The sequence below is a fragment of the Mesorhizobium calcicola genome, from assembly GCF_042682105.1.
Lineage (GTDB): Bacteria > Pseudomonadota > Alphaproteobacteria > Rhizobiales > Rhizobiaceae > Mesorhizobium > Mesorhizobium calcicola.
On the sequence record NZ_JBHUGY010000034.1, the window covers coordinates 78,921 to 90,513 of the forward strand.

Here is an 11,593-nt window from a genome sequence, read left to right on the forward strand (position 1 = left end):
AGCCAAGCCGTTGGCCTCGTTGAGCACCCTCGCCTGGTTGCGCCCTACTGCTTGCCGGTCTTGATCACCTTCTCGAAGTAAGGCGCGGGGGCGACCCTGGCCCTGATCTCGCGGACCGTGTGTTTCTCCACCGTATTGCGGCGCGAATCCGGTTCACCCCAGACGAGGATGACCTCACTCCCCGGCTGCGCGTGCTCCAGGTCGAGGAGTGCGAGCGAGATGAAGCGGTTGGCGTTGGCGGTAAAGGCCGGCCAGGTCGAGATGCCGGCCAGACTGTCGTTCTTCATGACCGCGTCGCACTGGAACGTCGCATACATCGGCATCGGCATGTTGATGAACTTTGCCGGTGTGGCCGCCATTGGGAAGATCGAATCCTCCATCACGGCCTTGGTATCCTCGTCGTTCCATTCCAGCGTGACCTTGGTACGGCGCTGGTTGTTCGCCTTTTCGAGCAGTGCGTCGCGGCCGATGAAGTCGCGGTTGAAATCGATCAGCCCTTTGTAGCCAAGCTCGATCGGATCGACATAGTAGTCCGTGATGTCGTCGGACACGAAGCTGCCGCCCAGCGACGCCACGGTTTCGAGGAAGTAGTTGCTCAGCCACTCGCGGTAGGGCTTCATCTCCTCGCCATGGTAGATGGCCGGCAGCGGCATCGGCACCCAGCCGGACTCCTGCGCGGTCGTCGAATAGGCGAGCGCGCCAACCTTGCGCATATTGTGTTTCTCGCCGGTCTTCTCCAGGGCCTCGCGCACTGCGTGTTGGTCGTCCCAGGCGCCATAGATTTCGAAGCCCGGCTCGCCCGCCATACCGTGACGAAGAGCGCGCACGGTTTTGCCGGCGATCTTGAACTCGCCGATGTTGAAGAACTTGATATCCGGCAGGCTGCCGCCGCTGACCTCGCGCATCAGCGCAAGCGCATTCGGACCCTGAATCTGCACACGGAAAACGTCACGCGTGCCGGAGCGGATGGAGAAATTGTCGTCCTTCTTCGCTTCGACGTCGTAGCTGCACTTCTCGGCATTGTAGAGCACCCAGTCGCTTGCGAACGGAGCGCCGACGATGCGGAAGAAGTCGTCCGCCTCGCGAAAGATGATGGAGTCAGCTATATAGTGACCGTCATGCCCCGCCAGCACGAGCTGCTTGGCGCGCAACACTGGGAACGGATCGAACTTGTTGACCGCGATCTCCGACAGAAAGGGGATGACCTGCGAGCCGCGCAGGTGAAGCTCTGTCATGTGATAGGACTGCTCGAGCAGCGCGCAGTCGTCCTTCCAGGCACGCACCTCGTCGCGCCAGTTCGTGAATTCCGGCGGGATAACCGGGAACCGGTATGGTCCGAGATTGGAGCCGCGGAGCAGATTGACGGGGGCCCCCCGCATCTTGCTGGACACTCTCCAGGCTCTTCGGCGCCACATGCACAATCGTCATGTTCATTCCTCCACTTTGGTCGTTGCGGGACCGGCCTGCTCCAGCACCACCGAGCCGTTCGCTTCGCACCAGCCCACGCCGCTCTCTAACGCCTGACCATCGCAGCGGGGCTCACGTACAGTGAACTCGCTTCAAACCTTCCAAGTTCTTCCCCGGTGCGCTTCGGTTCTGCCTACAAGCCAGACCCGAAATACGCTGTGAGCCTCATGGCGGTCGAGCCGGACAAAGGAGACAATTCACATTCTAAATCGTATCTGAAAACTCCAGAGAATGTCAATGCCTTCCTTCATCAGTTGACGAAGCCTCGAAAAATTCTTGCGGCAAATTTCCCTTTGAAATCAGCAGCGTAATTTTTTTGACGGGTTTTATGTGAGTATTTAGGAGGAATTGACAAATATTCTGCAGTGATCTCAATAGATATGTGCTGTTGAAATAATCGAGTGGAATGATTCAGATCTACTCAAACGTCGCCGAATTTGCGCCACGCTACGATGCAGGACATTTAAAACAAAAATAAATCCTCTCCAGGGCATTCGGGGACTATCGGCACGCGCGGTTTGATCCTCACGGCCTGTCTGACGGACCTTCCGCATATTGCTATGCCTGATTTTCCTAAGTACCGCGTCGGCCGTGAATTCGAACTTGATCTTATCGATCTTTCCAACCGCGTCAGCGGAAACCATGAAACTCGCCGCGAAATGGATGACGCTTGCGCACCATGCATGTCGACGCCGCGCTCGACGGATTCGGGCCTTGCCCATGTGCCAGAGGACCTGGCCAGGTGCTCGATGGCCGGTGCCCGCCCTGGCCGGGGTACCATCTGTATTACCCAAGCCGTCGCCAAGCTTCACCGGCGTTCGCAGTCCTGCTGGAAGCCTTGCGTATTCGCGCATAGGATTTTCGGTCAGTCCGGAGGTCACGCTCGTTCGCGAACAGCTGGACGCGACGGCCAAGACGCCAGCTAAATCGGCGTCCCCTTGGAGCACTCGTCAACTGGGAACTGTCTTCCGCTACACCATGTGCGAACAATCGAACCGAGTGATTTGTGCTTGCTAGATCCGGTGGCCAAGTGCGTTGACGATGACCGCCATCGCCGCACAGACCTGCCGCCTGCTTGTGTAGTTATGGTGATAGCCGGCGAGGGCGGGTCCAATAGTCAAGCATAAGTTGGTCGTTTGTCAGATATCTGTCACAGCCTTAAGATTTGCTGCGAGTGTATCGATTGCGGCACGCAGCCTCATCGGAATATATTGCGCCGATGGCCAGACCGCGTAGGTATCAAGGGGAAGAGACTGAAATTGATCCAACAGGGTAACCAGCTGACCTGCTGCAAGCTGATCACTGACCAGCCAACTGGGCAGCCAAGCAACTCCCATACCCTGGACCGCGGCATCCGCGATTGCCTCCTGATTGTCGAATTGCAGGCGCCACTTGAGTTTCGCTACAATCACCCGTCCGCTTTCATCGTGAAACGTCCAAGGGAACGGCTGGTCGTTCCGCCAATAAACCAACGCGTCATGATCGAGGAGGTTCGCAATATCCGTGGGTATGCCATGGGCAGCTAAGTAAGACGGCGACGCGCAAACAACTTTTTTCTGACTGACGATTTTTCTAGTGCTCAGACCGCTGCCCTCGCCAGGCGTCCCATTGCGAACTGCAAGATCGAATCGCTCTGCGACCAAATCAACCACAGAGTCGCTGAACCGGAGGTCCAGTTCGAGACTCGGATGTTGCCGCGCCAGTTCGAGCAGCACAGGTTCAACGCAATGGCGCCCAAATAGCAGGGGTAGAGATACTTTCAGCCTTCCCCTGACCTCGCGTCGGCCAGACTCGAGCAACGCTTCTCCCGCGCGTAGCTCCTCGAGCGCGCGCAGGCAGCGTTCATAATAAATCTGGCCGTCTTCGGTCAGGCCCTGGCTTCGCGTCGTGCGATGAAAAAGCCGAACACCCAGCCGCGCTTCCAGGCGCGCGATCGTTTTGCCGACCGCCGAGCGGGTAAGCGCCAGGCGTTCCGCGGCGCGCGCGAAACCACCAGCCTCGACTGCTTCCACGAAAACTGAGACCCCGTCCAGATTATCCCGCATCACGATCCATTGCTTCCTGGCGCGCTACAGCCTGCGGAAAAATTATCCGCACTGTGAATTCTCGTTCGACAGTATCACAACAACGAAGAAACGTAGTCAATGAAGCGCGGACCAACCGCCAGGCGTTTGCAACTGGCCCGCACGCTGTGCGTTCAGGCTACCGCTTCTGCCTTTTGGTGACCCCTTGAGCCTGCTTGACAGCACTCTCCTCGCCTTTGGCCTGTCGTCGACCGGATCGGCGAGCACGCAAAGGCCGATGCAGGCGCCGGTTCTGGGGATGGGAGCGAGCGATTGACCGCGCCTGACGCCGGTGCGGCTCGCTGACCATGGCGCTTCGCAGGTAGAAGGAAGCACGACTTTGAAGCTCGCAGGAAATACCATTCTCATCACTGGCGGCGCGACCGGTATCGGTTTGGCACTCGCACGGCGCCTTTCCGAACAAGGTAACCAAGTCATCGTCTGCGGTCGGAAAGAGGAAGCGCTTGCGAACGCTCGGGCGGAGGTGCCTGCATTTGCCACGCGCGTCTGCGACATCGCCGACGCCGAAAGCCGCCGTTCGATGGTGGAGTGGCTGAAGGCGGAGTATCCCAACCTCAACGTTGTCATCAACAATGCAGGGGTCCAGCATCATCGCGACTTCACCAGGGATCCGGGCATAGAAACGCTCGATCAAGAGGTGGCGATCAACCTCACTGCACCGATCCATCTGATCGCCTTGCTGCTACCCATGCTCAAGGAACGGCAAAATGCGGCGATCGTAAACATAAGCTCCGGGCTCGCCTTCTCGCCGATGGCGGACGTCCCCGTCTATTGCGCCACCAAGGCCGCGATCCACTCCTTCACGCTCAGTCTGCGTCACCAGTTGAAGCAGACGGGGATACGTGTGGTCGAGATCGCCCCGCCGATCGTCGACACAGGCCTCGGGGGCGGCACGCGCAGCGAGGGGACCGCCAGCCGCATGATGGTCACCCCGAAGCGTTCGCAACCGACGCGCTGGCCCAGCTCGAAGCGGACAAGGACGAAGTTCTTGTCGGGATTTCGGTTCAAACTCGCCAGCTGGGCGAGGCCATGTTCGAGCGGATGAACAGTCGCAGCTGAACCCCCGTGCCGACGCAAGGAGAGCCATTTTGACCGTCATCGGACACACCCCTTCCGTCTACCTCCTGAAGGGATGCCCATTCTGCATGAAACTCTTGATCTTCCTGCTGGAGGCTGGGCTGATCGACCGCGTGAAGCTGGTGGAAGCCTCGACGCCGGAAGAGCAGAACAGGATTGCCGACCTCCTGAAGAACACGACGGGCAAGTCGAGTTTCCCGACAGCCGAAATCGCGCCGTACCAATATCTGTCCGATTCCGATGCCCTGGTAGCGCACTTTGCGGCGGCGGCGGGCGTGGATCCGGAAACCCTGATCGTCTATCAAAACTATCTGAACGGCGTCTTCATGACAGTCACGCGTCTCTTCCGTGAGAACATTGAGTTGAAGAAGAGGCTCGGCTGAGCCCACCGCGAGGTTTCAGCGCCAAGAGCGCCGTTGCGCCCTTCCAAGCGCGCCGCCGCCACGCCCACGGCCTAGTGCGCGTCAGCGACGGCCCGTCGGCCGCTCGTGCGAAACCGCTCGCCTCTCCCACCCCGGCAACGATCTGAACGCGATCGAACCGGTCGCGCACTCTCGCCTCTCCAACAAACCAAACTGAACAACTGTAGAACAGGCGGAACCAAAGACGGGATAAACAATCACTAATGGTAATTCAAATTCTACGGTATAGCGGCTGCCACACAACCGATATTTTTGAGGCGAGCTCAGTCCGAACGCCGGCAACCGACGTTACGGCCGTCCTCGTCCTCCCCAACGTGACTCAGAAGGACGCCAAATTTGTTAGTTTCAATCGTATATGACAGCGGCTATGGCCATACCGCGCGCGTCGCCGAAGCGACGGCCCAAGGCGTGCGGGATGTTGAAGCCACGGAGGCTAGTCTCATCGCCGTCTCCGACGGCCCGATAGACTGGGAGACGCTCGAGAAGAGCGATGCGATCGTCTTCGGATCGCCGACTTACAACGGCATGATCAGCGCCAGGCTCAAGCAGTTCTTCGAGGAGTCCACGAAGACCGCCTGGACCGAACTGAAGTGGCGCAACAAGATTGCCGCCGGCTTCACCAATTCAGGTGCGCAGCACGGCGACAAGCTGAATTCGCTGGTCTCGATGGCGCTCTTCGCCGCCCAGCATGGCATGATCTGGGTCGGCCTCGACCTGATGCCGGGCAACAACAGCAGCACGTCGAGCCCCGACGATCTGAACCGGCTTGGAAGCTGGCTCGGGGTGATGACGCACGCGAATGTGGATCAGGCGCCCGACGTCGCGCCGCCGGACAGCGATCTACGCACCGCGCAATATCTCGGACGTCGCGTGGCGCAGATCGCCCGCCAGTTCCAACCCGCTCAATCCGCCTTATCCAATCAAGGAGCATGACCATGAAGCTGCTTTGCCTCGACGTCCCACAGCCGGGCGCCACGATCGAGAAATACCAACCACATATGCAGGATGAAGCCCGCCACGCCTGGCAGATGTACAAGGGCGGTATCATCCGCGACATCTATTTCCGAGTGGACCGTCCTGGCGTCGCTATCATCGCGGAGGCCGAGTCCGTCGAGGCCGCCAAGAAGGCGCTCGCCGAGTTTCCCCTCGCCAAGGCCGGCGTGATCGATTGGGACGTGATCCCGCTCGGTCCCTTCCTGAATTGGGAAACGCTGTTCGCCCCTGGAAACGCCTGAGATTGAAGCTCGCCATATCCGCTCCCGACCGCGCTCCGAAGGCGCGGTCGGGCCAGGCAGATCGGCTGCGCCGGGCGCGGGAATAAGAGGTACCAACATGAAAGCAATGGGCTTCGCGGCTCAATCGGCCACTGGTTCGCTCGAACGGTTCGCGTTCGAACGGCGCGCACCGCGTCCAGACGACGTCGTCATCGACATCCTCTTCTGCGGGGTCTGCCACACGGATCTGCACTTGGCTCGCAACCATGGCGGCTTCACGACCTATCCGATCGTACCTGGTCACGAGATCATCGGCCGCGTGCGCGAGGTCGGCACGGGCGTTTCCCGCTTCAAGGCAGGCGACCTGGTTGGCGTCGGCTGCATGGTCGACTCCTGCCAGCACTGCAAGCCTTGCCTGAAGGGCTGGGAACAGGATTGCGTCGAGGGCTCGACATACACCTACAATAGCATCGACCGGCAGGACGGCAGCGTCACCTATGGTGGCTATTCGGATTCCATCGTCGTGCGCGACAAGTTCGTGCTGTCGATGCCCGACGGGCTCGATCCGGCCGGCGCAGCGCCGCTGCTCTGTGCCGGAATCACCACCTGGTCGCCGCTGCACCGCTGGAATGTCGGCAAGGACAGCAAGGTCGCCGTGATCGGCCTCGGTGGCCTCGGCCACATGGCGCTGAAGCTCGCCAAGGCGCTGGGCGCCGACGTCACGCTGTTCACACGCTCGGCCGGCAAGGAGGAGGACGCCTTCCGCCTCGGCGCGGATCATGTCGTGCTCTCGGGCGAACCGGAGCAGATGAACGCTGTCGCCGGTCGGTTCGACGTCATCATCGACACTGTCCCCTATGACCATGACGTCAACCCGTACATGCCAACGCTCGCGCTGGAGGGCGTTCTGGTGCTCGTCGGATACCTGGGTCCGCTCGGCACGCCGGTGAATGCCGGCGGGGTGGTGCGTGGTCGCCGGGCGATCTCCGGATCGTTCATCGGCGGCGTGCCCGAAACCCAGCAGATGCTCGATTTCTGCGGGGCGCACGGCATCGTCTCCGATGTCGAGATCATTCCCATCCAAAAGATCAACGAAGCCTATGAGCGCATGTTGAAGAGCGACGTGAAGTATCGCTTCGTCATCGACATGGCCTCACTCAAGTCCCAAGGAGCATAAAAATGCCAGACACCATCAAGCCTATCCTTTGCGTGGTCACCAGTCATCCGATCCGCGGCGACAGCGGCGAGCCGACCGGTTTTGCGTTGGTCGAACTCACCCACCCGCTCGAGGTGTTCGAGGTGGCCGGCATTCCAGTGGAGATCGCCTCGATCCGCGGCGGCCATCCGCCGATCGACTTCTTCGACCTTTCCGATCCGGTTAACGCCCGTTTCTGGAAGGACAAGGAATTTCGTGACGCGCTGGCGCATTCGCTCGTCCTGGGCGACCTCGACCCCTCGCGCTACTCGGCGGTCTTCTTCGCCGGCGGCCATGGTACGATGTGGGACTTCGCCGATAGCGCGGCCGTGCAGAAGATCATCCGCGCGATCTGGGAAGCGGGCGGCATCGTTTCCGCTGTCTGCCATGGCCCGGCCGCCCTGGTGAACGCCACCCTGTCTGACGGCAGCTATCTCGTCGCCGGCAAGAAGCTTGCCGCCTTCACCGACGAGGAGGAGGCGGAAGTCAAATACACAAAGGTCGTGCCCTATCTGCTCGCCACCACGCTGAAGGAGCGGGGCGCGCTGCACCAGCCGGCGCCGAATTGGACAGAGAAAGTCGTCGTCGACGGGCGCCTCGTCACCGGCCAGAACCCGGCCTCGGCGCATGGTGTGGGACAGGCGATCGTCGATCAACTGACCGCGACGGCCTGAGCGACATCGGCGTTCCCGCTCGGGAACGACGGTTTGGTCCGCTGAGTGCCCGGGTCACGGCAGGGCCACCTTCGACAAGGAGATCCGCTAATGGCGACTGTTACCGGAACGAGCGGTCAAGGTGCAGCTGATATCGAGACGATAGGCCGATTGGCAGGAGCCTGGCGTCTCGCGGCGATCGAGCTGCCGCAGGCGGACGGAACGACAACGGAGTCGAACGCGGTCGGCCTCCTCGTCCTCACGGCGCATGGGCATATGGCGATTCAGGTCCGCAATCTGGATGCGTCTGTGCCCGACAACGCCTATAGCTCCGGCGGATACGAGGCGAGCTACGGCACGATCATGCTCGACCCCGTGTCCAGTACCTTTGTCTATCACGTTGACGGCGCCTTGGTTCAAGATCTCGTGGGGCAGGACCTTCCGCGAGCCTACCGGGTGGTGGGCGACCAGCTCATCCTCACGTCCACGCGGGACGAGGAAGTGTGGCGCGTCGTCTGGCGCCGGGCACGGCAGAACGGACAGAGCGCAGACGAAGCCGTGAAGGAGCGTGCATCATGAAGATCGTCGCAATCGAGGAGCATGTCCTCCCGGGCGAGGTTAAACAGGCCTGGACCACGATCCCCGGCGGCGATGATGGAACCCTCGCTCTCAATCCGCCGGTCATCGACGAGCGCCTTGCCGATTTCGGTGAGGGGCGGCTTGCGCTGATGGACGAAACCGGGATCGACGTGGCAGTCCTGTCGCTTACGACGCCGGGCCTCAACAATCTCGGGTTTCACGGCATCGATCTAGCGCGCCGCGTCAATGACCAGCTGGCCAAAACGGTGGCAGCAAACCCGACCCGGTTCGAGGCGCTCGCCGTGCTGCCCTTTGCCGATCCGGATACGTCGGCGCAGGAGCTCCGGCGCGCTGTCGAAGAGCTTGGCTGCAAGGGCGCGGTTCTTTACGGCCGGGTCGGCGAGAAGCATCTCGACGATGCCATGTTCGAGCCGACCTTCGCTTGCGCCGCAGCGCTCGACATACCCCTCATGATCCATCCGCAAATCCCCCAGCCCACCGTCCGCGATGCCTATTATTCGGGATTTGGCGCGCCCATGGACCTTGCCCTGGCAAGCTTCGGGCTCGGATGGCACTACGAAGCAGGTATCGAGTTTATCCGCATGGTGCTGGGCGGGGTCTTCGATCGCCACCCCGGTCTTCAAGTCATTCTCGGTCATTGGGGCGAAGTGGTGATTTTCTACCTTGAGCGCCTCGTGATGCTGGACCGGGTCTCGAAACTCGACAGGCCGTTCCTCGACTATGTGCGGAACAATCTCTACCTCACCGCCAGCGGCATGTTCAGCCCCGACTATCTCCAGCGTGCGATCGACGCCGTCCGGCCGGATCGCATCCTGTTCTCGACGGATTATCCGTACCAGTACCGGCCGGGCGGCAACGCGCGCGGCTTTCTCGACGCGCTGACCTTGGACGAAACGGACAAGCGCAAATTCGCGCACGGCAATTGGGACCGGCTCTGCGGCGTTGCATAATATAAGGCACGATAGGCATTGGCCCGCAGGCATAGCCGATCGTTCACAGGTTGATGAGAGGCGAACGATCAGTCGAAACAAGGATCGGCGCAGTGCATTGGATAAAGCGAAGCCGCGCTACAATGCAAGCGGCGCGGCAGCTGGTTATCGCTGCGTTACCTGGTGATAAATTCCTGCCTCCTTCACAGTCTTCGCGGTCTCATCTAGTTACCTTCGACGGCATATGGCCGACGAAGGACGATCATCGCGATTTCGACTTACGCGAGATTTTCGTGATCGGTTTATGCCGGGACGGCGTTAGCCATCGGCTTCTTCAATACTGAATCCATTCACCACGCAAATATGGAGTGCCCAAATGAAGGCAGCACGTTTTCACGACTACGGTGGCCCGGAAGTCTTGAAGATCGAGGAGGTCGATGTTCCTAAGCCAGATCCTGGCGAGGTGCGGATCGCGGTCAAAGCCGCCGGCATCAACCAGATCGACTGGAAACTGCGGGCCGGACATATGCGCGATTTTATGCCCCTCTCGTTCCCGGCCGGGGTCGGGATCGACGCAGCGGGCGTTGTCGATGCGATCGGTGAAGGCGTGACCAACCTGTCCGTGGGCGATCCCGTCTTCGGCAAGGGCCATGACACGATGGCCGAGTATGCAATCCTCGACCAATGGGCACGCAAGCCCGACAGCCTATCGTTCGAAGAGGCGGCGGGTTTCCCGGTCGCGGTGGAGACGGCCATGCGGATCATCGACGAGGTCGCCGTGAAGCCCGGCGAGACGCTGCTTGTCAGCGGCGCAGCCGGCGGGGTCGGAACCGCGGCGATCCAGCTGGCGAAGACCGCCGGGATCCGCACGATCGGCACGGCGAGCGAGCCGAAGCATGCATATCTGCGGTCCCTGGGAGCCATCCCGACGACCTATGGAGCCGGCCTTCGCGAGCGGGTGGCGGCGCTTGCGCCGGACGGAGTGCAAGCGGCGCTCGATGTCACGGGATCCGGCATCATACCGGATCTGGTGGCGATCACCGGCAACCCTTCCAGGGTTGTGTCGATCGCCGACTTCAGTGCGCCACAGCACGGCGCGAGGACATCGTTCGATAGCAGGGACGCGACGCCTGCCTTGAAACATGCCGCCGCGCTGCACGCAGCAGGATCCTTCACCTTGCCTGTGGAGCGAACCTTTCCGCTCGATCAGATTGCCGCCGCGCAGGAACTAAGCGCGCAAGGTCATGTCACCGGGCGGCTCGTCATCACGATCGGCTGACCGCGAAGGCGGAGAGGACACCCACCTTCAACGCCCTGGCTTGCGCGGTCTGCCACCAGCCGCGATCGGCGCTTTAGGGAGAGGTATCGTATTGCTTTCGCGCCGTCCCGATCGCATCGTGGCTTCGCTCCACCCAGCGCACAAGCATCGTGAGCGGCTCGAAGACGGTGCGGCCGAGTTCACTGAGCCTGTATTCCACGCTGGGCGGATTGGTCGGAAACACGCTGCGCAGGACCAGCCCATCCCGTTCCAGCGTGCGCAGGGTTTGCGACAACATGCGTTTGGAGATGTCTGGAATCGTGCGGTTTATCTCGCTGAACCGGCGTGGACGTTCCGCCAACGCGATCAGGACCAGCATCGTCCATTTGTCCCCTACTCGATCCAGAACGTCCCTGACAGGACACACCGTAGCGTCGAATTCCGCCGTCTGTCGTTCCGCAAACATCCGCGCGAGCTGAAGGTGATAGGGAGGGACGGCCGCTTCAACTGGTTCCATATCACTCTGACTCCTTGGGCCTTTTGTTATCCATGTGGAACCTTAGCAAAGCCTATAACGGTTTTAATCCGAGGGTGTACGACTCCTCACGCTATCGGTTCAGCTGGCACGCCAGACTGCAAGATCAAGGGCAGAAAAAAGGCGTACTCGTCGCGGGCTGCTTGCCTCCGATCTTCG

General features: G+C 60.8%; 12 protein-coding genes and 1 pseudogene. 10 read left to right on the forward strand and 3 right to left on the reverse strand.

The features are described 5' to 3' along the window. Window positions 1–44: 44 nt before the first annotated feature. Window positions 45–1,379: an aminomethyl transferase family protein gene (locus ACFSQT_RS22905; protein WP_379022390.1), complete on the reverse strand. Its 1,335-nt coding sequence runs from the start codon at window positions 1,377–1,379 to the stop codon at window positions 45–47. An 827-nt stretch (window positions 1,380–2,206) separates the two neighbouring features. Here ACFSQT_RS22905 and ACFSQT_RS22910 point away from each other — a divergent pair. Further along, window positions 2,207–2,323: pseudogene (locus ACFSQT_RS22910) on the forward strand (LysR family transcriptional regulator); the annotation flags it as partial. Window positions 2,324–2,606: 283 nt separating this feature from the next. Here ACFSQT_RS22910 and ACFSQT_RS22915 read toward each other — a convergent pair. After that, window positions 2,607–3,512, reverse strand: coding sequence for a LysR family transcriptional regulator (locus tag ACFSQT_RS22915; RefSeq protein ID WP_379022392.1), 906 nt, complete (start codon window positions 3,510–3,512; stop codon window positions 2,607–2,609). A gap of 310 nt (window positions 3,513–3,822) precedes the next feature. On the opposite strand from ACFSQT_RS22915, the gene ACFSQT_RS22920 reads away from it, so the two are divergent. From ACFSQT_RS22920 to ACFSQT_RS22960, 9 genes are all read left to right on the forward strand, one after another. Then, on the forward strand, window positions 3,823–4,596 hold the full coding sequence (locus tag ACFSQT_RS22920; protein WP_379022394.1) for an SDR family oxidoreductase: 774 nt from the start codon (window positions 3,823–3,825) through the stop codon (window positions 4,594–4,596). Between the two features lie 43 nt (window positions 4,597–4,639). Continuing rightward, window positions 4,640–5,011 carry a glutathione S-transferase N-terminal domain-containing protein gene (locus ACFSQT_RS22925; RefSeq protein ID WP_379022396.1) on the forward strand — a complete coding sequence of 124 codons (372 nt, stop codon included), beginning with the start codon at window positions 4,640–4,642 and terminating at the stop codon, window positions 5,009–5,011. Window positions 5,012–5,386: 375 nt separating this feature from the next. Further along, window positions 5,387–5,983, forward strand: a complete 597-nt coding sequence (locus ACFSQT_RS22930; protein WP_379022398.1) for a flavodoxin family protein — start codon at window positions 5,387–5,389, stop codon at window positions 5,981–5,983. Window positions 5,984–5,985: 2 nt separating this feature from the next. Continuing rightward, window positions 5,986–6,285 carry a YciI family protein gene (locus ACFSQT_RS22935; RefSeq protein ID WP_379022400.1) on the forward strand — a complete coding sequence of 100 codons (300 nt, stop codon included), beginning with the start codon at window positions 5,986–5,988 and terminating at the stop codon, window positions 6,283–6,285. Window positions 6,286–6,382: 97 nt separating this feature from the next. Then, entirely contained in the window at window positions 6,383–7,441 is a 1,059-nt protein-coding gene (locus ACFSQT_RS22940; protein WP_379022402.1) for an NAD(P)-dependent alcohol dehydrogenase, read from the forward strand. 2 nt (window positions 7,442–7,443) lie between these two features. Continuing rightward, window positions 7,444–8,133 (forward strand): type 1 glutamine amidotransferase domain-containing protein, encoded by a 690-nt coding sequence (locus ACFSQT_RS22945; protein WP_379022404.1) that lies wholly within the window; start codon window positions 7,444–7,446, stop codon window positions 8,131–8,133. 90 nt (window positions 8,134–8,223) lie between these two features. Beyond that, complete coding sequence (locus ACFSQT_RS22950) at window positions 8,224–8,691, forward strand: lipocalin-like domain-containing protein (protein ID WP_379022406.1); 468 nt, start codon at window positions 8,224–8,226, stop codon at window positions 8,689–8,691. Further along, a complete protein-coding gene (locus tag ACFSQT_RS22955; protein WP_379022408.1) occupies window positions 8,688–9,662 on the forward strand; it encodes an amidohydrolase family protein in 975 nt (324 codons plus the stop codon). Before ACFSQT_RS22950 ends, ACFSQT_RS22955 begins: the two co-directional genes overlap by 4 nt. A 355-nt stretch (window positions 9,663–10,017) precedes the next feature. Then, window positions 10,018–10,920 carry an NADP-dependent oxidoreductase gene (locus tag ACFSQT_RS22960; RefSeq protein WP_379022410.1) on the forward strand — a complete coding sequence of 301 codons (903 nt, stop codon included), beginning with the start codon at window positions 10,018–10,020 and terminating at the stop codon, window positions 10,918–10,920. A 73-nt stretch (window positions 10,921–10,993) separates the two neighbouring features. Here ACFSQT_RS22960 and ACFSQT_RS22965 read toward each other — a convergent pair whose 3' ends face one another. Continuing rightward, window positions 10,994–11,416: a winged helix-turn-helix transcriptional regulator gene (locus ACFSQT_RS22965; protein ID WP_379022412.1), complete on the reverse strand. Its 423-nt coding sequence runs from the start codon at window positions 11,414–11,416 to the stop codon at window positions 10,994–10,996. Window positions 11,417–11,593: the final 177 nt, after the last annotated feature.